This is a genomic window from Sphingomonas caeni (assembly GCF_026013415.1).
In the GTDB taxonomy this organism is placed as follows: domain Bacteria; phylum Pseudomonadota; class Alphaproteobacteria; order Sphingomonadales; family Sphingomonadaceae; genus Sphingomonas; species Sphingomonas caeni.
In genome coordinates, this window is the sequence record NZ_JAPDOK010000004.1 from 256142 (window position 1) to 276278 (window position 20137).

At 62.3% G+C, this 20137-nt stretch carries 15 protein-coding genes; 9 read left to right on the top strand and 6 right to left on the bottom strand.

The window, feature by feature from the left end:
- Positions 1-301: 301 nt before the first annotated feature.
- Together OF829_RS12700 and OF829_RS12705 are read right to left on the bottom strand one after the other, a co-directional pair.
- On the bottom strand, positions 302-796 hold the full coding sequence (locus OF829_RS12700) for a hypothetical protein (RefSeq protein WP_264940433.1): 495 nt from the start codon (positions 794-796) through the stop codon (positions 302-304).
- A 42-nt stretch (positions 797-838) separates the two neighbouring features.
- Entirely contained in the window at positions 839-2248 is a 1410-nt protein-coding gene (locus OF829_RS12705) for a DUF6035 family protein (protein WP_264940434.1), read from the bottom strand.
- Between the two features lie 102 nt (positions 2249-2350).
- On the opposite strand from OF829_RS12705, the gene OF829_RS12710 reads away from it, so the two are divergent.
- The 9 genes from OF829_RS12710 (at position 2351) to OF829_RS12750 (ending at position 13112) form a co-directional block, all read left to right on the top strand.
- Positions 2351-3325, top strand: coding sequence for a DUF3800 domain-containing protein (locus tag OF829_RS12710; protein WP_264940435.1), 975 nt, complete (start codon positions 2351-2353; stop codon positions 3323-3325).
- A 92-nt stretch (positions 3326-3417) separates the two neighbouring features.
- Positions 3418-4533 carry a GIY-YIG nuclease family protein gene (locus OF829_RS12715; RefSeq protein WP_264940436.1) on the top strand — a complete coding sequence of 372 codons (1116 nt, stop codon included), beginning with the start codon at positions 3418-3420 and terminating at the stop codon, positions 4531-4533.
- Positions 4534-4872: 339 nt separating this feature from the next.
- The gene (locus tag OF829_RS12720) at positions 4873-5376 is read left to right on the top strand and encodes a DUF3489 domain-containing protein (RefSeq protein ID WP_264940437.1); all 504 of its coding nucleotides are present in this window, start codon (positions 4873-4875) and stop codon (positions 5374-5376) included.
- On the top strand, positions 5376-5819 hold the full coding sequence (locus OF829_RS12725) for a DUF2924 domain-containing protein (RefSeq protein WP_264940438.1): 444 nt from the start codon (positions 5376-5378) through the stop codon (positions 5817-5819). The genes OF829_RS12720 and OF829_RS12725 overlap by 1 nt, the downstream gene beginning before the upstream one ends.
- Positions 5812-7473: a recombinase family protein gene (locus tag OF829_RS12730; protein WP_264940439.1), complete on the top strand. Its 1662-nt coding sequence runs from the start codon at positions 5812-5814 to the stop codon at positions 7471-7473. Before OF829_RS12725 ends, OF829_RS12730 begins: the two co-directional genes overlap by 8 nt.
- Before the next feature lie 87 nt (positions 7474-7560).
- Positions 7561-7770, top strand: a complete 210-nt coding sequence (locus OF829_RS12735) for a hypothetical protein (protein WP_264940440.1) — start codon at positions 7561-7563, stop codon at positions 7768-7770.
- Between the two features lie 159 nt (positions 7771-7929).
- A complete protein-coding gene (locus OF829_RS12740; protein ID WP_264940441.1) occupies positions 7930-8526 on the top strand; it encodes a hypothetical protein in 597 nt (198 codons plus the stop codon).
- A gap of 348 nt (positions 8527-8874) precedes the next feature.
- Complete coding sequence (locus tag OF829_RS12745) at positions 8875-11247, top strand: ATP-dependent nuclease (protein ID WP_264940442.1); 2373 nt, start codon at positions 8875-8877, stop codon at positions 11245-11247.
- Positions 11244-13112: a UvrD-helicase domain-containing protein gene (locus tag OF829_RS12750; protein ID WP_264940443.1), complete on the top strand. Its 1869-nt coding sequence runs from the start codon at positions 11244-11246 to the stop codon at positions 13110-13112. The genes OF829_RS12745 and OF829_RS12750 overlap by 4 nt, the downstream gene beginning before the upstream one ends.
- 480 nt (positions 13113-13592) lie before the next feature.
- Here OF829_RS12750 and OF829_RS12755 read toward each other — a convergent pair whose 3' ends face one another.
- The 4 genes from OF829_RS12755 to OF829_RS12770 are packed head-to-tail and all read right to left on the bottom strand — an operon-like array spanning position 13593 to position 20086.
- On the bottom strand, positions 13593-14354 hold the full coding sequence (locus OF829_RS12755; protein ID WP_264940444.1) for a M48 family metallopeptidase: 762 nt from the start codon (positions 14352-14354) through the stop codon (positions 13593-13595).
- Positions 14351-17395 carry a type I restriction endonuclease subunit R gene (locus OF829_RS12760; protein ID WP_264940446.1) on the bottom strand — a complete coding sequence of 1015 codons (3045 nt, stop codon included), beginning with the start codon at positions 17393-17395 and terminating at the stop codon, positions 14351-14353. Before OF829_RS12760 ends, OF829_RS12755 begins: the two co-directional genes overlap by 4 nt.
- On the bottom strand, positions 17392-18597 hold the full coding sequence (locus OF829_RS12765) for a restriction endonuclease subunit S (RefSeq protein ID WP_264940447.1): 1206 nt from the start codon (positions 18595-18597) through the stop codon (positions 17392-17394). Before OF829_RS12765 ends, OF829_RS12760 begins: the two co-directional genes overlap by 4 nt.
- The gene (locus OF829_RS12770) at positions 18587-20086 is read right to left on the bottom strand and encodes a type I restriction-modification system subunit M (protein ID WP_264940448.1); all 1500 of its coding nucleotides are present in this window, start codon (positions 20084-20086) and stop codon (positions 18587-18589) included. The genes OF829_RS12765 and OF829_RS12770 overlap by 11 nt, the downstream gene beginning before the upstream one ends.
- Positions 20087-20137 lie beyond the last annotated feature (51 nt).

Genomic DNA, 20137 nt, shown 5'->3' on the forward strand with positions numbered 1-20137 from the left:
CTATCTCGCCCTCTCGTTTTTGAGCGTTAAGAAAATTAGAAAATGTTTCGTTTATAATCAAATACTTACGTGCTATCGCAATTAGGTGATTTAGAGCTTGGTGTCCCACCATAGTGACGGAAATTGTCCAGTCTGAGCCCTGAGACAGACCAGTCCGGTACAAGCAGCTCGCGCGTTTCAGTGAACGGCACTCCATTCTTCCCAAGCACCGAATAGAGCTTTGATGGCGCTCCATCAGGGCGACCCTCTAGATCCGCGCACCTTCGTGGAGCGGCACCTCAGCTGGAATGGTCGCGCTGGCTCAGGTTGGCTCCTGCAAAATCCCATCAACCGTATCGCGCAGGTCCCGCTCGGCATTGATGCTGGCGATGTAACGCTGCCCGAGCTTGAATATACGAGCGTCGGCGCGGTCGAGCGCTTTTCCGCCTACTTCGCGGAGCACCGCGTCCAGAATATCGAAGCGCCGCGTGACGGCGAGCAGCGCGAGAAAGCGCGATGCGGAGATGTGGTGTTCACGTCGCGCTTCGCTCGAATAGGAGTCGAGCATCATCACCGTTATACGCTCGCCGAGGATTACGGACAGCCGGTTGGCGATCTCGACCCGATTGCCCTTGTCCTCTGCCAGGCAGCGGCTAACCGCCGACGAGACCAGTTTGTCGAAATCGCGCAGCTCGCCTTCGGCATGCTCCAGCGAGCGAATATCCCACACCTCCGCCATGCGTTCATCCGAAAGAAGGGGCTTGCGTTTTCGCACGGGAAACCTCGCGATTTTGAGACGGGCGGCTGGGCGCGCCATTTCCGATGTCGAACCACGCGCGCGCAAGAGGCTTGTCATGGCTCAGGCCGCTTCTCGATTGATGGCCGTGCCGGGTGCGGCCCAAGTTGGCAGCGCGCGAAGGTCGGCAAGCTCGGCGCGCAGCATGCCGTTGTAGACTTCGGGGAATAGCCGCGCCGCTGCCGTCCAGATCGCATGCTCCGGCCCAACCTGCTTCACCTTGCCTCGCGCCTTGCGGAGCGCCGTCCGAAGCGATGTGCGTTCCAGATAATCGTGCGCGCGTGTGCCCGTGAGCATGGCTTCGAACAACGCGGCATAGGGCATGAAAGTAAAGCCGGAGAGCCGCGCGTTGAGCATCGCGACCAGGGCCCCCTCCTTGTTGTACCGGCTGACATAGACCCGGTCCTCGCCATCGATGGCCGTGCGAGCGATTGAGAACAGGATCGCGGCGATTTCGAGGAAATGCGGGACGCCACGCATCTCGGTCTCGTACCAATAGGCATCCTTCCACGCACTGAGCGCCGGGACATGCGAACGGATCGAGGCCCAGGCGGGCGCGAATTTCTCCAGGGTTGCGGGGTTCGCGAAGTCGAACGGCGCTCCGGTCCTGAGCAATGGCCGCCATATCTCACGCGCCGCGCGGCAATGTTCGATCAGCCCTGGCGTGCGTCGGTCCTCGAGAAATACCGAGCGGCCGGTGCCGCGGTCGAGATCGTCAAGCCGGGCGAACCGCGGTTTGAGCCAGCCGTTCGCGCCTTCCAGCCATGCCGATAGCGTCAGGCCTCCCGCTTGGATCGAGGCATTAAACGCAGCCTCATCGAACAAAAACGCGTTGCCGCGTTGGAAAGAGATCACGTCGCGAAAGCCCTGCGGCAGCTCCGCGTCGAGTCCGCGAAACACCCAAATCAGCGATACGCCCTCAGCCTGATAATGCTGGTGCCGCGCGGCGATCTCGAAGGCGAACGGCTTCGAAAGCTGAACCTCGAATGCAAAGCGGCCGACGCCTTCAATCTCGGCATAGACATCGGGATAGCGCCCGCGATCCTCGATCGCCGGCTTCAGATAGCGATCGACGGTCACCTTAGCGCAGCGCGGATCCTGCTCAAGAAGGTTGGCGATCGTGTCGCACATCCAGCGGTGCAGTGCGCATTCCTGATGGCCCTGATATTGCGCGGCGCGCGCATTGTCGGGCACGAGGTTGGCTCCTTGGTACCAAGGGCAATCGCCGGCTGTGGCATCGGTATAATGCGCGAACATCGGTACGTTGCCGCTGCGCGTCGTCTGCGCCCTGATATAGACCGCGCCGCCACACAAGCGGCACCTGGCCAGCGGTCGATCCGGCTGGCGTGCGCGCCGGAAATTGATCTCGCCGCGCAGATGCTCCCATGCCGCCTGGTCCATGGCCATGAGCGTGTGAATCGTGACTGCGCCGCGCGGCAGCTCAAAATCGGCAATTTCGATCGTGCGTTGCATGCCAAGGCCCCTCAGCCCGCGCCGTTACCTTCGATGAACAAGCGACTCGCATTCTGTTCAATATTTGTTCTACAGAGGGCCTGCTGGAGTCAATGCCTGCCGATGACGCTGCGGTTCTACATCGACGATAGCGGGAGGAATGACCCGCCGGTCTTCGTGCTCGGCGGAATGGGCATTGCCACGGACCGCGTGGTGGCGTTCGAGCAGGCCTGGAATGCGGTGCTCGCGGAGGCTCCGGCGATCCCATATTTCAAGATGGCGGAAGCCAACGCCCGTCGCGGCGCCTTTCAGGGGGTGCCTCCTGCGGAACGCGATACGAAGGTCGCGGCGCTAGGCGAGGTGCTCCGCACCCATGCCACCGCAACGCTGGCGGTGGTCGTGCGACACGAAGACTATGCCCGCGTCTATGCAGGCAAGATGATGCGGTGGATGGATCGTCCGTACCAGATGATGTTCCATTTCGCGATCGCTACAGCCTTCAAGCTCTGCCGCGAGCAGGATCTGGGCGAGAGCGCTGAATTCGTGTTCGACCGCGACCTCGACAATGAGAAGTCGCTGGCCGAGTCCTATCCCGCCTTCAGGAAAGGGATGGAACCCGCGCTCGCCGCTTTCCTGCCGGAGAACCCCCGTCACGCCGACGACAGGGATGAGGTCGCGCTCCAGGCCGCCGATCTGGTTGCGTGGCACGTCCGGCGATCATGGCGGGACGGCCCGGGCGCGCTCGCCGGGGCATCGAGTGCGGGCCCTGCCATTGCGTCGCTGCCGGGCAAGCACGACGTGTTCTCCGAAGCGACGCTCACCAATCTCGCTCGGATCGCGACCGGCACGGTACGGCGGATGAAGACGGTCTTCCCTTATGAGGCGGATCGCATCGGCGAGCAGTTCGACCGGATGGCCACCGTCGCTAATCTGCACTTAATCGCCGGGGCTCGACCGCTGCAGCCGGTCGCGCTTATTTCCTTCCCGGCCATCGGAACGGGCAAATATCTGCTTGTCCGTAATTGTGCTCAGCTAGACAGGCCGCATCTCCACAAGCGATTTGAAAACAGGTGCCTAGGAGAGGCGACGACAGCTTGACCCCGCCTTCGAGGATCGCGATCGCGACGGGTGCGCCACAGCTCTTGCAGGCAACTCCGACGTAGGCGGCGCCGGGTTTCAATTCGAATTCGATGGCGCGGCCGATCGGTTCCATTCCCGATTGTCGCCGCAGGTTCGGCTCCAGGCAAGGGCGCCGGACCGACTCCCGCCGCACCGAGGTTGACTCCGGCAGGCAATTGGCGACGCTGGTGGCAGGGGGAGCGATGTCGAACAACGGCGAAGCGCAGGGTCAATTCCGGCAACTCGGCGAGCGCCGGGTGCCGGCACGCTGTTACGTCTACGCGCATCGCAGCGCGGATGGCACGCCCTTCTATATCGGCAAGGGCACGGGGCGCCGCGCCTGGTCGCTCGATCGCGACGATCTGTGGCGGCATTTCGTGCGGACCCGCTGCGGTGACAGCTATGAGATCGCGATCCTCGCCGAGGACCTCGATGAAGAGGAAGCGCTGGAAATCGAAGGGGAGCTGATTGCGAGGCACGGCGAGCAGCTGGTCAACTGGATCAATCCGGGCCGCCAGTTCGACTATGCCGCGCTCGACCGCTTTCACGCGACGCGCGACGCGACAAGGAGTTTCGTCTCTGAGACTCGACCGCTCGAGCAAAGCGATCCGGAAGGCGCGGTGACGCGCTACCGCGAGGCGATCGAGCGCGTTCACGAATACACCGGCATGGAATATGAGAGCGGGCTTGTCGCCGATCTCCAGCGCGAAGTCGGCCGGCCGCAATTTGGCGAGATTGCGCCTCTCGATCGCCTGACGCTAGTCTTGCGAAAACTTGGCCGCTTCCCCGAACTCGTCGATGCGGTCGATGCTTGGTTTGCGCGCTATCCCGACAGCGTAACGCTCAACCACGCGGTCCTGAAGCGTCGCGCTGAGGCCGCTGCGATCGTGGCGGGCGAGCGGCCTGTGCCACGGCGTCCGGTGGCGCCGCCCCGCGCTCGCAAGAAAGGAACTGTGCCCGAGGCGGAGCTGGCGGGGTTGCTCGAAAAGGCGCGGCGTGACCGTGCGCCGTGGGACTGGATACTCGCCGCGCGGCTGTGCCGCCAACATCATGACCTCGTCCGCGAGGTGGCGCTGCTCGAAGAGTTTCTGGCCGGACCTCGGGTGCCGGGGCGCTCCTGGCTCGAGCTCGAAGAGCGGCTGTACAAGGTTCGGGCGATGCTGTGCGAGGCGCGTGAAGTGCCCTAGCTTGTAACGTCCGCTTTCGCGGACGGTGCCTTAAAGCCCGCCAATCCGCGACGGGCCCAGAACCCGCCGAATCCGGAACCCAGGTTCCGAAAATCGGAACTTGCGTTCCGGATTCGGTAGAGTGCATTTTTGGCGCATGGTCGCGGAAGAAGGCGCCCGTGTTCGGCGACAGCCGCTCTAATGACGTTAGGTGAGTGATCGAACTCGACTTCGTTCCCGAACGGAGCATTGGTGTTCGTGTGAGTCGGGGCCGTGACGAGGCCGCCGCCCGGCAGGCGAACTGACCGGGCTGTGGGTGGTGGGAGCAGCAATTGAGCTGCTCGCACGAAGGAACCCGCCATGACTCAGCTGAGCGATACCCAGACCGTCCTGCTCTCCAACGCATCGAAGCGCGATGGCGGCAGTGTCTATCCCTATCCAAACACCCTGACTGCGCCGGCATCGGCGATTGCGAAATCCGTCTTGTCGCTACTGAAGCAGGGGATGGTCGAAGAGAGGGAGACGACCGCCATCTGTGCATGGCGGGCCGACGGTGATATCCACTACGGCATATTCGTGACGCCCGCGGGACTCTCGGCGATCGGCATTGGTGAGCCGGGGCCGGAGTCCAATACGCCTGTCGTGCCGACGCAGCAGCAACCGGCTCGCCTTACCAAGGCGGCGCTGGTCCTCGAGCTTCTCCGCCGCGAGCACGGCGCGACACTCGGCGACCTGATTGAGGCCACCGGCTGGCTGCCGCACACCACGCGCGCCGCGCTGACTGGCCTACGGAAGAAGGGCCATACGATCGCCAAGTCCAAGCGCGGCGACGTCACCTGCTACCAGATTGGGACGCAGGCGTAATGTCCGCAAACCTTGGGAACCGGCTCGCCGCGCTGGCGACGATGCGAGCCGCGGAACTCCGAGCCGAATGGGAGCGCGTATATCGCGCTCCCGCACCCCCCTTGACCGGCGATCTTCTCCGCCGCGGCATTGCCTGGCGTCTTCAGGAACGGGTGCATGGCGGGCTGCCGACATCCGTCGCGCGCGAGCTTCGGCGGTTAAAGCGTCAGTATGAGCGCAGTGGCACGGTCAGCATCAATGTCCATGACGGGCGCATCAAACCAGGCACGCGCCTGGTGCGGGAGTGGGGCGGGGCCAGCCATCATGTCTTGGTCCTCGAGAGCGGCTACCAATATCGGGACCGTCGCTATTTATCGCTGTCGCAGATCGCGCGAGATATAACGGGCGCGCACTGGTCCGGCCCGCGCTTCTTCGGCCTGAAGCGTGGATCGGCTGATGCGTGATCCGCGCGAGGCTGCCAGCGGGCCGACCCGCTGCGCCATCTACACTCGCAAATCAACCGAGGAGGGGCTGGACCAGGATTTCAACAGCCTCGATGCGCAGCGTGAGGCATGCGCCGCCTATATTTTGAGCCAGCGGCACGAGGGCTGGATTCAGGTGCCCGGCATCTATGAAGATGGAGGGTTTTCCGGCGGCAATATGGAGCGCCCCGGATTGAGGCGCCTCCTCGCCGATATTGCGGCGGGGCAGGTCGATGTGATTGTCGTCTACAAGGTCGATCGGCTCACCCGCAGCCTCGCGGATTTCGCAAAGATCGTGGAGATCCTCGACGAAAAGAAGGCCAGCTTCGTGTCGGTCACGCAGGCGTTCAACACTACCACGAGCATGGGGCGGCTCACGCTCAATGTGTTGTTGTCGTTCGCGCAGTTCGAGCGGGAAGTGACCAGCGAACGTATCCGCGACAAGGTCGCGGCATCAAAGGCCAAGGGCATGTGGATGGGCGGCAACCCGCCGCTTGGCTACGATATCGTCGAGCGCCGGCTGGTCGTGAATGAGGCCGAGGCGGAAACCGTCCGCTACATCTTCCAGCGATATGTCGAGCTGGGATCAGGGGCTGCTCTCATCATTGATCTCGATGCCAATGGCGTGACCAGCAAACGCTGGACCGGCCGCAACGGCATTACGCGCGGCGGGAAGCTCATCGGCCGCGGGGCGCTATATCAGATGCTGCAGAACCGAACCTATATCGGTGAAGTAGCGCACAAAGGCCGCGTCTATCCCGGACAGCATGATGGGATCGTTGAAACCGAAATCTTTGCATCCGCCGCTGAGCAACTGGCAAAGGGAAGGGTGGAGCGAGTCTTGGGGCAGGGAGCGCCAGACCCGAGCTTGCTCGCGGGACTTCTTTGGGATGGGCACGGTCGCCGGATGTCGCCCCGCCACACCAACAAGCAGGGGCGCCGCTATCGCTATTATACATCCCAGATCAGGGATGATGAGCCACCATGGCGGGTCAGTGCTTCTGATATCGAGCAGCGAATAAGCGCTTCGTTTGCCAATGAGCTGGCTAGGGCCGAGCGGAATATCCTCGCGTCCGCCACCCCCGCAGCGACAGACATTGAGCGGGTGGGGATTGCTGCACGCGTGGCCATCGAACGTCTCCGTACCGGTACGCCGCGTGAGCAGCGGCAGCTTCTCGTGGACTGCACTGAGCGGATTGAGCTTGGAACCGACTCCATGTCCGTGCGCTGCAAATTTGGTGCGATTGATGAATTGTTCGGCGACGAAGTGTACGAGATCTCGATTCCGATCGCGTGTGTTCGCTCGGGGAAGCAGCTCCGGCTCGTTATTCCACCAGTCGACACTGGTGCTGCGACCCGCCGCAATCCTGCGTTGATCAAGCTGGTCGCACAGGCAATGGCGGCCCGCGACATGCTGGCGTCAAACAACGCGACCGAGTTTGAGACGCTGGCAGCGGAGATCGGTTATAGTCGCGAGCACGCTGCTGATTTGCTCAGGATCGGGTTTCTCGCGCCCGATATTGTCGCCGCGATCGTCGAGGGCCGACAGCCTGAGGGCCTTACCCGGACGAAGCTTATGCGATGGGCTACGCTGCCATTGGCGTGGGGTGAGCAGCGGAGAGTGATGGAGTTCTAATCTAGCTGTTTCGCCGCACTGACCAATTCCGCACTTGGCCCAAAGCTGCGTATCGACTTCCCACGCCAGGTCGTCCTTCGTGTGGGCATGGACGACCAGGATGACATTGTTGAGCGCCTGCTTACGCTCGCCGGTTCAATCATGGAGGACGCTGCGCCAGTGGCTCTGATTTCAAACTCTTCACGAGGTGCGGCACACCGTATCCAGCTTGTTCTCGAAGCCGGCGAGGCGATCGCGAAATTGGCTGTCGCTGCGAATGTCGCGCTCGACCATCGGGGCGCTGACCGCTTTGGATGACTGCTATTCGCCCCAATTCGGTCGTCCCGTCTGTTGTAGGCAGATCCTGAAAGCGGACGTTAGTTGACGTTTTGCGTCGCCCTCGGCTCCAGCCGGCGCGGCACCCGCAGGGCCGGATATCAATCGTGGTTTTCGCGACACCAATGGTGGAGGGTCGATATGAACTGGGACCGAGTGAACGTGTGGACGAGTACGCTCTACGCCCTGATCCAATCGTTGAGCTTGGCCAAGGAACAGCAATTCGGCGATCTCGAGAGTCTCCCCACTCGTATCAAGGAGGCCGATAGCTGGCTTCCCGCAGGTTGGTCGTACAGCTCCAGCCTCGCTACGCAGCCCATGGGCACCAAGAGGGTCAAGGCCCGACGCGATCCTAATAAGCATTTCGAGTTCATTGTGCGCCAGGTCATTCAAATGCTGATTCAGGATCTGGTTGTGATCATGGATGGCATGATGGACGACATTCTAGCTGTTCGCGGGGAGGCTGCGGGGGACTTTCCCACTTCCAAGGTCCAGAAGCTGGCGACCCATCTCGACCCAAAGTACAACTGGGCGAAACATGGCTGCTTCGAGCTCATCGCTGCACGCAACGTGTTGTGTCACGCCGGCGGAAAATGGAATCAACGGTCCATTGATCTGGTCAGCGGTTTCGTTAGCTCGCCCCCCAACGTAGGGGATCGCCTGGAAATCGGGTTTGCCTGCCTATTCCAGTTCAGGAAGGCGATGCGAACCTTTCTGAACGAGGTGAAGCTGCCCTGACACGAGACGCAACTCAGTGTGGTCGTCACCGCGATCATAGCAATCGCGACTTGGCGGAGCCGAATCCGGGCGGCGTTACTTCGTTCGATAAGAATTGTTTTGCTCGGGGATAGCAGCGATCACGCTGCGCGACGGGAGGGGTAAGATGATCGCCTAATGGCTGTGGCGTCCGCAACGTGCCCTTAATTCGGTCGGTCCACCCGATCAAGAGACATTCAAAGGAAGCCGTTCGTTCGGCGGCCGGTGGCTGCACTGAACACTCGTTTGTTTCGTAAATTCGGGTTAGTCCCTCCCTCTTGATCGTCGCCGCGGAGGAGCGCTTGGCTTCGATCTGCACGGGGAGGCAAGATGCACCTAAAGAAGCTGTCTATCCGAAATTTTCGGCGACTGAGCAATGTCGTGATCGACCTCGCGTCCGACATTTCGATTTTTGTAGGTGCCAACAACAGCGGCAAGACTTCCGTCGGCCATGCGCTTCAGCTGTTCACCGGCCGGGGCAAGTTCAGCGTCCATGATTTTAGCGCCGACCAATGGCCGCAGATCGTAGCCTTTGGCGAGGGCGAGGCAGGCACCGCACTGCCGTCGATCGAGATCGATATCTGGCTGGAAATCGGCGCCGACGACATTCACCGCGTCGTCGATCTGCTACCGAGCCTTGCCTGGGAAGGTGCTCTGGTCGGTATGCGCGTCGTCTTTGCACCCGTCGACCCCGAAGCGACGCGGGCGCGCTATGCCGAGGCGCGCCAGCGTGCGCTCGATGCCATGGCGCCGCCGGCAGGCGAAGAGCTCGCCTTCGATCCCTCGCCGCGCAACCTGCAGGAGTATCTGCGCGACAAGCTCAACGACGAATACGCGCTCAGCCACTTTGTGCTCGATCCGAGGCGGTTCGATGCCGCCATGGTTGCCGAGGAAGGCTATCAGGCCAAACAGCTGACCGGGCGCGACCGGACCGGCGCCAAGATACTCGAAGGCCTGCTGCGCATAGACTTTCTCCATGCCCAGCGGCATTTGTCCGACCTGCCCGGCAGCGCACGCGCCGAAAATCTGTCACGGGTGCTCAGCCGCTTCTATGATCGCAACCTCGAGCAACGCGGCGAGGATCTTGCTGCGCTTCGCGCACTGGCAGAGTCCGAAGTGCTGCTCAACGAGCATCTCGAACGCGTCTTCGCGCCTACGCTGCTCAGCCTCGCCCAGCTTGGCTATCCCGGCCTCGCCAATCCGCGGCTGATGATCCGCTCCGCGCTCGACCCAGAATCGATTATGAGCAGCCGCGACGGCGCGCGCGTCCATTATGCGCTCGGTCCCGACGATGGAGCGGCCGAACCGCCGACGCTGCCCGACAATTACAACGGGCTTGGGTTCAAGAATCTCATCTTTATGGTCGTTGAGCTGCTCGACATCCAAGCGCAGTGGCTGGGTATCGAGGACAATCGCCCGCCGGTACATCTCATCTTCATCGAGGAGCCCGAAGCGCATCTCCATGCCCAGCTCCAGCAGGCATTTATCCGCAAGGTGATGGATATCCTCAAGCTCGGCGAGGAGGATCGGGTCCACTACACTAGCCAGGTGGTCGTCACGACCCACTCCACCCATATCCTCTACGAACGCGGTTTCCGGCCCATCCGCTATTTCCGGCGCAGCCGATCCGAAGCCGTATCGACTTCCGATGTGCTCAACCTGTCGAACTTCTATGACGACACCGACCCGAACATTCGGACGTTTCTAGAACGCTATCTCCGGCTGACCCATTGCGACCTGTTCTTCGCCGACGCGACGGTGCTGGTGGAAGGCAATGTCGAGCGGCTGCTGTTGCCGCAGATGATCGCGAACGCCGCGCCGCGGCTGCAATCGACCTATCTGACCGTGCTCGAGATCGGCGGTGCCTTTGGCTATCGCTTCAAGGCGCTGATCGAGTTTCTGGGGCTGACGGCGCTGGTCATCACCGATCTCGATAGCGTCTTTCCCGCGCCATTGCCTGACCCTGGGGAGGAGGCCGAAATCGGTGAGGCCGTCGGAGCTGGCGGGGACGAGCCAATGGCGGCGCCCGCTCTGGATGAAGGCGATGTTCCGGTCGAAGCCGATGCCGAGGAAGAGGCGGAAGAAGAAGACGACGACGAGGAAGAAGACGAAGCCGAGCCGGCGCCTGGTGCTGCCGGGAAACCCGGCAAAGTGTGCATCGCAGGCCATCCGGGCGCGACGACGTCCAACCAGACCCTGCTACAATGGCTGCCCCGGTGCGGCACCGTCGATGCGCTATGGGCCGCGACCGACGACGACTGCACACAGCCTAGGTCGAATGACAAAGAGGCGCTGGTGCGCGTCGCCTATCAGGGCCGTACCAATGTGACCTGGGGCGAGGAAACCTTGGCGCTCGCCGGGCGGACGCTCGAAGAAGCCTTTGCCCTCGAGAACCTCGTCTGGTGCCAGGATGTCTCACGCAAATCTCTGCAACTGCGAATTCCGAAGTCGGGCGACAAGGATCTGGCCGAACTGGCGCGGCGCATTCACAGACGGGTACAGGCCAAGAGCTTTAAGAAGACCGACTTCGCGCTGGCATTGCTTGCCGAGAATCCGGCGCAGTGGACGGTCCCGGCGTATATCGCCAATGGTCTGCGCTGGCTTGAGAATGAGCTCGCGAACGGAGAGGGTGGAGACGGAGACGGAGGTGGCGGCGGGGACGCGGGCCTTGGCAATGCGACCAACCCCGTGATCGCCGCATGACCAGTCGTATTGGCAGCCCTGACACGCCAGCCGACCTCGAGGTCCGTGACTGTCTGGGGGAAGCGCGCTCGTTCGTGATGGTTGCGGGTGCCGGCTCGGGCAAGACGACGTCGCTGATCAAGGCGCTGGCGCATCTCGGCGAAACGCGCGGGCCAGCGCTGCGGCGCGCCGGGCAACAGATCGCCTGCATCACATTCACCGAAGTCGCGGTCGCCGAAATCTCGCACGATGTCGGCGTATCCCCGCTGTTCCATGTCTCGACGATCCACAGCTTCCTGTGGTCGATCATCCGCCCGTTCCAGACCGACATTGCGGCGTGGGTCGTCGCGCGGATCGACGAGAAGATCGGCGAGCGGCAGGAGCGGCATGCGCGGCCCGGCACGCGGGCCGCGACTAGGGTCCGCCTCGAGCAGGAGATTGCCGATCTCGAAGTCGAGCGCGAGGCGATCGGACACGTCGAGAACTTCACCTATGAGACCGGCAGTCGCTATGCCGAAGGCATTCTCGGGCATGACGACATTTTGCGGCTGACGCCGGCTTGCGTCGCCGCTTGCCCGCTGCTGCGCCGGATCGTGGCCCGCCGCTTTCCCTACATCTTCGTCGACGAGAGCCAGGATACCCAGCCGGCGGTTATCGAGGCGCTGCGCCAGATCGCCGGTGAGGAGCCGCTGTGCGTCGGGTTCTTCGGCGATCCGATGCAGAAGATCTATGGTGCCGGGGCTGGGGCGATCGCGCTGAACGAAGGTTGGGCCGACATCACCAAGCCCGAAAATTTTCGCTGTCCGACCTCGGTGCTTGGCGTGATCAATGCTATCCGCGCGCCCGGCGATGGGCTGGCGCAGATCCGGGGCCGAACCGTCGTCATCGACGATGTCGAACAGGCGGTTGAAGGCACCGCCAACATTTTCATTCTGCCCGCAGATAACCAGCGCTCCGAGCGGCTAGCCGCGGTCCGCGCATGGCTTGCCGAACAGACCGATGACCAAGCCTGGCTGAGCGACTTGCGCGACGGTGATGTGCGCCTGCTCGTGCTGGTCCACCGCATGGCGGCGAGGCGGCTCGGATTTGCCAATCTCTACGCGGCCCTCAACGATAGCGCACCGCAGAGCATGAGCGACGGCATTGCCGACGGGACGGCTTGGCCGCTGCGCCCATTTGCCCAGCATCTGCTGCCGATGGCCATTGCCGCCCGCTACGACGACCAGTTCACGATCATGTCGATCCTGCGCGCCGAGAGTCCGCGTCTTCAAGTCGATCGGCTGCGCGGCCAGCCGGTCGCGCCGGTGCTCGCGGCTCTCCAGCAGGCGGTCCTTACCTTACGCAACATGCTTGCCGACGGTTCGCAATCGACGGTCCGGCAGGTTTTGCAGCATGTCCGCGATACCGAACTTATTAGGCTCGACGATCGCTTCGCCGCGCACTTCGTGGCCGAGCCTGCCGATGACGGGTCATCGGGCTATGCCAATGTCGCCGCGTTCCTCGCCTGCGGCGTCGGCGAGCTTTGGGCGCATCGCCGCTACATGCTGGAAGAGTCGCCCTTCGCCACGCATCACGGCGTGAAGGGCGCGCAGTTCGAGCGCGTGCTCGTGGTGCTCGACGATGAGGAAGCCGCCTACAATCTCTATTCCTACGGCAAATATCTCGGGTTTACGCCGCTGTCCGATAATGACGACGCGCGGATCGCGGCGGGCGAGGAGTCGGTGCTCGATCGCACGCGGCGACTATTCTACGTCTGCTGTTCGCGCGCCGTAAAGGACCTTGCGGTCGTCCTGTTCGTGCCCGATGTCGCCGCCGCGCGGGCTGCCGTGACCGCAGCGCAGCTGTTTCCCGAAGTTGCTATCCGCGAGGTGCACCAGCTGAATTGATGTGGGCCAACGATCGGCGCCTAGTAGACCCGCATTGTCCGACATCCGCTTGCGACTGTGTGAACACGAAATCTGCCAGTCCGCTAACGGCCCAAGTACTGCCGTTGGGCAGGAGAATATCGGGGCCACTTTTGTACCGCCCTGAGATAAGGGCCTACCGAGCGCCCCAAATCTTAGCGAAATCGGTCTCTGCGCCCCAACCGAAGATCTGGCCCTAAGATAAGTCTCGGAGAAGTCGGCGTTATTCTCGCACGGAATGGCAAGGTCTGGGGCGTCTCGGTCGATGTGGGGAAAGTGGTGCCCGGGGACGGAGTCGAACCGCCGACACTGCGATTTTCAGTTTCCTTTGCGGCAAATCTGGCGCGTTCCGGGTCATTCTATCAAGCTCTGTTTTCAAGACGATAGGGCGGCCCGATCGCGGCTGCGGTTCGCAATTGTTCTCGGGAAAGCCGGTGTAATCCGGACAGTTTTACACAGGAATTACACCGGCGTGCGGTCGCACTTTGTTCCCTTGAGAAAATCCCCCGACAACATCGACTGATGCCTGTCCAACCACGATTTCGCGGACTCGTAGTCGGGTACCAGCTCGGCAACGAGCCGCCAAAATTGCCGATCGTGGGAGCGGTGCCGGAGGTGTGCAAGTTCGTGCAGCACAACGTACTCAAGCACCTTTCTCGGCGCAAAGATCAGGTGCCAGTTGATCAATATGGTGCCCTCGGGGCCGCATGAGCCCCAGCCGGTGGCGAAGTCGGCAACTCGGACGGAGCGAGGTATCAGATCGAAGCGGCTACTGTAGGTTTCGGCGATTTCTTTCACGTCGCGCCGGGCGCGCTGCTTCAGCCACAGCTTGAGTTCGCTCGCAACAAGCCGGTCCGTGTCCCGGCCCGCCCATGCGGGCAGATCGACGATGAAGCCGTTGCGATAGGCAATCTCAACCCGTTCGGCGTCGCTGCGTCGAACGGTGAGCGGCATGTTGCGGCCCCGATAGGGTATCTTCGAGCCGGTCATGAACCGGGGAACAGCGTGGCGCGTCGCCGTAATCCGCTGCATCTCGCGCACGGTGTCGAACAGCCACTGGCGCTTGCGATCCAAAAAGCCCGCGATGTCGCCTTCGTTGTCGGTGGTGAGCGCCAGCACTTCGACGTGGCCGGGCGTAACGGTAATCCGGCGCTCGGATGCGGTTGCCGAGCGGCGCAGCTCGTAGGGGATCGCCGTCCGCCCAATGCGCAGCGCGTGCGTCACTGCCGGTCCCCGTAGGCGCTGATGGCGAACTCCTCGACGGCATCCCGGATAGCCTTGGTCTCGCCGATGTCGTGCTCCGCGAGGATGCGCCGGACCTGCTGGCGAAGGCTGCGCAGATATTCCGGCATGTGGGTGAACGCGGGCTGGCTTCCCTTCGCCTGCGCATAGACCGCGCCGATGGCGATGGCCGCGCCCTGCAACGCCGCGTGATCGTTCTCGGACACGATGGTTTCCATGATGCGCAGGATCGAAAAGGCGTTCTCGTCCATGCCAAGTTCGGCGTGCGCGCCTTGCTCGGTTTCTATGTCGCCGGTCAGCCCCTCGAACTCGCGCAACCCTTCGGCGGCGGCGATCTGTCCGGCCTCGAAGCGGCGGATGATCTCCAGCACGCGCTCGGAGAAGCGGCCATATTGCGCCGGGTTCCGGTCCACCAGTTCGCGCGTGACGCGGCGAAGCTCGGCGGATTTGCGCACGAACGCTTCCTGCAACTCGGCTTCAGATTTTTCCTCCGTGTCGAAGTCGTCGGCGAACTCGGGATCGGTGATGCTGCGCAGCCGGATCGTGGTGGAAAGCCCGGTCACATGGACGTGCTGCTCCAGCATGTCCCTGATCTTGCCGGAATAGCTGCGGTGATCGAGGCTTTCATCCTTGGCGATCACCTGCGTTGCGAGCCGGAGGAACGCGGCGGCCCATTTCGCTTCCGTCGTGAAGTCGAGGATCGCGGGATCGGGCGACAGGTCGCCATAGACCTTGATGAAAATGCGCGCGAGCCGCTGGAGGTCGAACCAGTCGTCCTCGCGGTCGTTGCCGACGATCTCGCGCAGCGCATAGGCGGCCGTCTTTTCGTCCAGTCCCTCCAACTTCATCGCCCGCTTCTGCGCGCGGTAGCGGGCATGGGCTTCCTTGAGGTCGTTCCTCAGGATGGCTATGTCGCGCAGCGCGTTCTCGACGTCCTCGGAGCGATAGGAATGTAGCGCCTCGTCCAGGTGGCTGGTGACGCCGATGTAATCGACGATGCGGCCATGCGGCTTGGTGACTTCGCCGCCGTCCGGCCGCTTGATCACGCAGGTGCGGTTGGTCCGCGCGATGGCTTGCAACAGGCCGTGCTCCCTGAGTGGCTTGTCGAGATACATTACATGCTCGATGGGCGCGTCGAACCCGGTCAGCAGCTTGTCGCACACGATCAAGAAGCTCGGCTGATGGCCGAACAGCTTGAACGCTGCCTTCGTCTTCTTCTCGGCGTCGCCGTCGAGATAGTGCTTCTCCAGTTCGGCACGTATCGCGGCGATGTCCGGGTCCTCCGAGGGCTTATTGTCCTCTTGGCTCTTGGAATAGACGCACGCGATCATCGCGTCGGCGTTCGTGCGGGCGGTGTCGGCGTCCAGCCCGCCTTGCTCCAAATCGGCGGCGATGACATGCGCCAATGCGGCGCGGTATCGGATCACCGCTTCACGATCCACGACCACGATCTGCGCCTTGAAGCCGTCAGGCTGACAGACCTGCTTGAAGTGCTCCCAGATATCCAAGGCGATCAGCCGGATGCGCTCCGGGTGCTTCGCCAGCGTGGCGACGGTCAGGCCTTTGCGCTTCAGTTCCTCACGCTTCTCGTCTGGCAGATCGACGAACCAGCGGTCGAACAGGATGTCGATCTCCGCCTCATTGATCGCCCAATCGGCTTTCCGGCCCTCATAGAGGATCGGAACGGTCGTGCCGTCGCGCACCGCGTCGTCGATCCCGTATTTGTCGAGATACCCTTCGCCCTCGACGCTGAACCGGGCGTAGGTGTCCTTGTCAGTCGATTTGATCGGCGTACCCGTGAAGCCATAGAAATGCGCGTCGGGCAGGGTTGCCTGAAGATAGGCTCCGAGGTCTTTCTCCTGAGTCCGATGGCACTCGTCCACTAGCACGATCCAATTCTCTGAATTGGGGATCGGCTCCCTCGATCCGGAGAACTTGAAGATCGTCGAGAGCAGGATTTGACCGTTGCCGCCCCGCTTCACCGCGCCACGCAAGGCGGCGACCGAACCGCATTGGACGGGGTTGGGAAGTCCACAGGCGACGAACGTCCTGCTGATCTGATCGTCGAGGTCGATCCGGTCGGTCAGCACGAGGATGTTCGGATTGGCGAGCGTCGGCGCGTCGAGAGTCAAATGGGTCTTCAGCTTGAGCGCGAGGAACACCATCGTCAGGCTCTTGCCTGAGCCCTGCGTGTGCCAGATCAGGCCCTTGCGGTGCGCGCCCTCCGCAACGCGCTGCACCGCCTTGTTGACCGCGCGGAACTGCTGATAGCGGCAGACCTTCTTGATCTTCTGCCCCGTCTCCGGGTCGGTTTCGAACACGATGAAGTGCGCGAGCAGGTCGAGCAGCCGGGACGGCTCGCACAGGCACCACAAATCCTTGGCGAGATCGTCGGCGAAGTCGGCGCGCTTGCGCGGCCATGCGTCAGGCCACGGCGCATAGAATTGCGAGGGCGCGCCCGTCGCGCCGTAGAGCGTGGTGATACCATCAGTGACGATGTTGAGAGCGTTGGACGCGAACAGGCGTGGCACGTCGCGCTCATACTGCTTGATCTGCTCGAACGCCTCCTCGGCCTTGGCAGTAGCCTTCAGCGGCGACTTCGCTTCGATCACCACCAGCGGAATGCCGTTCACGAACAGCACGATGTCGGCGATGCGCGGACGTTGGGCGGCGACCCGGAATTGGCGAACGACGTGAAGGTGGTTGTTGGCTGGGTGCTTGAAGTCGATCAGCGCGATGGAGCGATCCTGCTTCTCGCCCGTGATCCGGCGCGAATAGCCGCCGCGCAGCTTACGCTGCCACTCCTCGTTGTCGGAAAGCGTGGCAAGGTCATTGTAGACTGCCTCGGCGTCCTCCGCGTCGATGCCGTTGAGTGCGCGCAGGGCCTCGACCAGCACGGGCTTGAGGATGACGCGGTTCTCTTCCATCCGCATCGCCAAGGCCGCGTCAGGGCGGAGCGGCTGATATCCTAGCGCCTCCAGCACATCGAGCGCTGGCTTCTCGGCGAGGCGGTATTCGCTCACGCTGGGACTCGCACGCGACCGGAGAGGAGGTCGGAAATGAGGTCGGCTTTGATACGCCGCACGGCTGCGAGTTCCTTAAGCGCGGATCGGCGTGCGCCTTCTACCGCCTGTAACTGCGCTGAGATTTCCTGCTGTTCGGACAATGATGGCAAAGGGATCAGTTGCTTTTTGAGGTTGGTCGGGTTGATGTTCGATTGGCTTACGCCGGGTGTAGCGATAGACTTGAACTGCGCCTGTGCGCGGCGGGAATGCATAACGGCGAATAGGTAGTGCGGATCAGCAACGTCCCGGTTGATGCGCAGCCGGACAATGTAACTTGCATAGAGGTCGTTGGTTGGTTCGCGAACCAACGCAACCTTGCCCACTAAGTCCCGGCTGTTGGTGCGATTAAAGAGGATGTCTCCCACCTCAAGCGCAAGGGCGTGCGCCTCTCGGTCGGCGATCTCGCCCCATTTGAGATCGGTTCGGTCAATCCAGCCGTCTTGCAAGTTGCCCATCCGCAGCACCGCGTATCCGATTGGTTCGTTGCCGAGCGGAGCATTGACGCCATAATCCGAAGCCCAGACGGCATTACCTAGCGGTCGGACGCTCGCCGGGCTGTCCGTTTGGAGTTGCCAGATTAAGCTCTCTGTTAGGCTGTGCCACAGGGTCTGCGCTTGCTGAGCTAAGGCGTCTGCGGCTTCTATCGCCTCATCCACCGACCGCAGCACCTCGGCGATCCGCCGCTGCTCGTCGATAGGTGGGAGCGGTATTTCAGTTGTCGCGACCAGCGAGGAGTTGAGGTTGCGCTGTGTGCCGGGCTGGCTTTGTGCTTCAAAATGTTGGGTTTGCCCTTGCAGAAAGAAGTAGAGATAATCAGGGTCTAACCGCGACCTGTCGATTTCCTTGAACGCAACGAAGCCGTCGTGAATGCAAGCATGGATGCCCGAAAAAAGCGGACGTCCGATAGTCGCACAGATGCTCATGATGAGATCACCGGGAACAATCTCTACCGATGCAGCCCGACCGATGTCGGAGAGGTATTGGGTGGTCCTCAGAAGCACGCGATCTGATGCTGTGACGTCGCTGATGCGGACCCAGCCATGCCCTTGGTCTGAAAACCACTTGGGGTCTTGGATGGGGCGGGGCGATGCGCCGCGCTTCACTCTCGCAAGAGAGGCGAGTGTAACAAGCGGCCAACCGTGCGACACCTCACTCAACATAGCCGAGCCTTCGTAGGTGGTCGAACATCACCGTCTCCGCCTCGTTGCGTTTGGCGATCAGGTCTTGCAGTTTGGCAACCTCCGCCACGACATCGACCGGCTCGGCGTCGGCTCCGGTCTGAACATAGCGGCTGATGTTAAGGTTGTGGCCATTGGCGGCGATCTCCTCCACCGGCACCACGCGGGCCAGCTTGTCGATGTCGGCAAAGCCGTGGACGGCCTCGGCCAGCGTATGGATATGATCGTCGGTCAGGAAGTTCTGCGCCTTGCCCGGCTGATAGGTCGCATCGCCGTTGACGATCAACACCTTGCCCCGCCGCTCCTGCGGCTTCTTCTTGCGGCATACCAAGATCGCCGCAGGGATGCCCGCTCCGTAGAACAGGTTGGGCGCGAGGCCGACGACCGCCTCGATCACATCGGCGGCCAGCATGCCCTCCCGGATGCGCCCCTCGGCCCCGCCCCGGAACAACACGCCATGCGGCACCACCACCGCGAGCATCCCATCATCCTTCAGGCTTACCAGCATGTGCTGGACGAAGGCGAGGTCGCCATAGCCCTTGGGCGGGCAGCCGTAGACATCGCGTCCGAACGGATCGCCGTTCTGCCACACCTCATAGCCCCATACCTTCTCCGAGAAGGGCGGGTTGGCGAGCACCCTATCATAGGCCCCGATACCCTCGACGAACTCGCGCGCCTTGGGATCGTATCGCTTGGGCGAGAGGATCGTGTCGCCCTTGGCGATGAAGGCGTCATCGACATTGTGGAGGAACAGGTTGATCTCCGCGATGCCCCATGTCGCGAAGTTCTTCTCCTGCCCGTAGAGCGACAGGCTCCGGGCATCCTCGCCGCGATTCTTCAGATACTGAACCGCCTCCAGCAACATGCCCGCCGATCCGCAGGTCGGATCGTAGATCGACATGCCGGGACGCGGTTCGAGGATTTCGACCATCAGCCGCACGATGGAGCGCGGCGTGTAGAACTCGCCGCCCTTCTTACCCGCACCCTCAGCGAACATCTTGATGAGATAGAGATAGGCGTCGCCGAGCATGTCGGCGGGCACATCGCTGTTGCGCAGCCGATGGGTCTCGAAATGCGCGAGGAGCTTCTCCAGCAGCGCATCGGAGAAGCGATCCTGATTGGCGAAATCGACGTCGCCGAACACACCGCGCAGGCGGAGGTTCGCGTCTTCGATAGCCGCCAACGCGTTGTTGAGCCGCTGCCCGATCTGCGTCGCATGCTTGCGAACTTCATCCCAGCGATGTTCGCGCGGGATGTGGAAGCGATGCTCATCGGGATCAGCCGCCTCATCGCGGTCGCCGGTCTCGGCAAGGAGCTTCTCGAACTCCTCATCCCAGACATCGCAGAGCCGCTTATAGAATAGCAGCCCAAAGATATATTGCTTGTAGTCCCCGGCATCGACCGTGCCGCGAAGGATGTCCGCCGCACCCCACAGATGCCGTTCCAGTGCCTGCTGCGTCAGCCTCGCCATAATTCCCCCCCTAACACACCGCAATCCGCGTAAGACAGGGCGGGAGGCGGT

Bases quoted from the DNA above. Each gene is read 5' to 3' on its own strand.
- OF829_RS12715 (WP_264940436.1), top strand. From the start codon at position 3,418: ATGGCGCGGCCGATCGGTTCCATTCCCGATTGTCGCCGCAGGTTCGGC.
- OF829_RS12765 (WP_264940447.1), bottom strand. From the start codon at position 18,597: ATGTTGAGTGAGGTGTCGCACGGTTGGCCGCTTGTTACACTCGCCTCT.
- OF829_RS12725 (WP_264940438.1), top strand. From the start codon at position 5,376: ATGTCCGCAAACCTTGGGAACCGGCTCGCCGCGCTGGCGACGATGCGA.
- OF829_RS12700 (WP_264940433.1), bottom strand. From the start codon at position 796: ATGGCGCGCCCAGCCGCCCGTCTCAAAATCGCGAGGTTTCCCGTGCGA.
- OF829_RS12740 (WP_264940441.1), top strand. From the start codon at position 7,930: ATGAACTGGGACCGAGTGAACGTGTGGACGAGTACGCTCTACGCCCTG.
- OF829_RS12720 (WP_264940437.1), top strand. From the start codon at position 4,873: ATGACTCAGCTGAGCGATACCCAGACCGTCCTGCTCTCCAACGCATCG.
- OF829_RS12710 (WP_264940435.1), top strand. From the start codon at position 2,351: ATGACGCTGCGGTTCTACATCGACGATAGCGGGAGGAATGACCCGCCG.
- OF829_RS12770 (WP_264940448.1), bottom strand. From the start codon at position 20,086: ATGGCGAGGCTGACGCAGCAGGCACTGGAACGGCATCTGTGGGGTGCG.
- OF829_RS12750 (WP_264940443.1), top strand. From the start codon at position 11,244: ATGACCAGTCGTATTGGCAGCCCTGACACGCCAGCCGACCTCGAGGTC.
- OF829_RS12735 (WP_264940440.1), top strand. From the start codon at position 7,561: ATGGACGACCAGGATGACATTGTTGAGCGCCTGCTTACGCTCGCCGGT.
- OF829_RS12730 (WP_264940439.1), top strand. From the start codon at position 5,812: ATGCGTGATCCGCGCGAGGCTGCCAGCGGGCCGACCCGCTGCGCCATC.
- OF829_RS12745 (WP_264940442.1), top strand. From the start codon at position 8,875: ATGCACCTAAAGAAGCTGTCTATCCGAAATTTTCGGCGACTGAGCAAT.
- OF829_RS12705 (WP_264940434.1), bottom strand. From the start codon at position 2,248: ATGCAACGCACGATCGAAATTGCCGATTTTGAGCTGCCGCGCGGCGCA.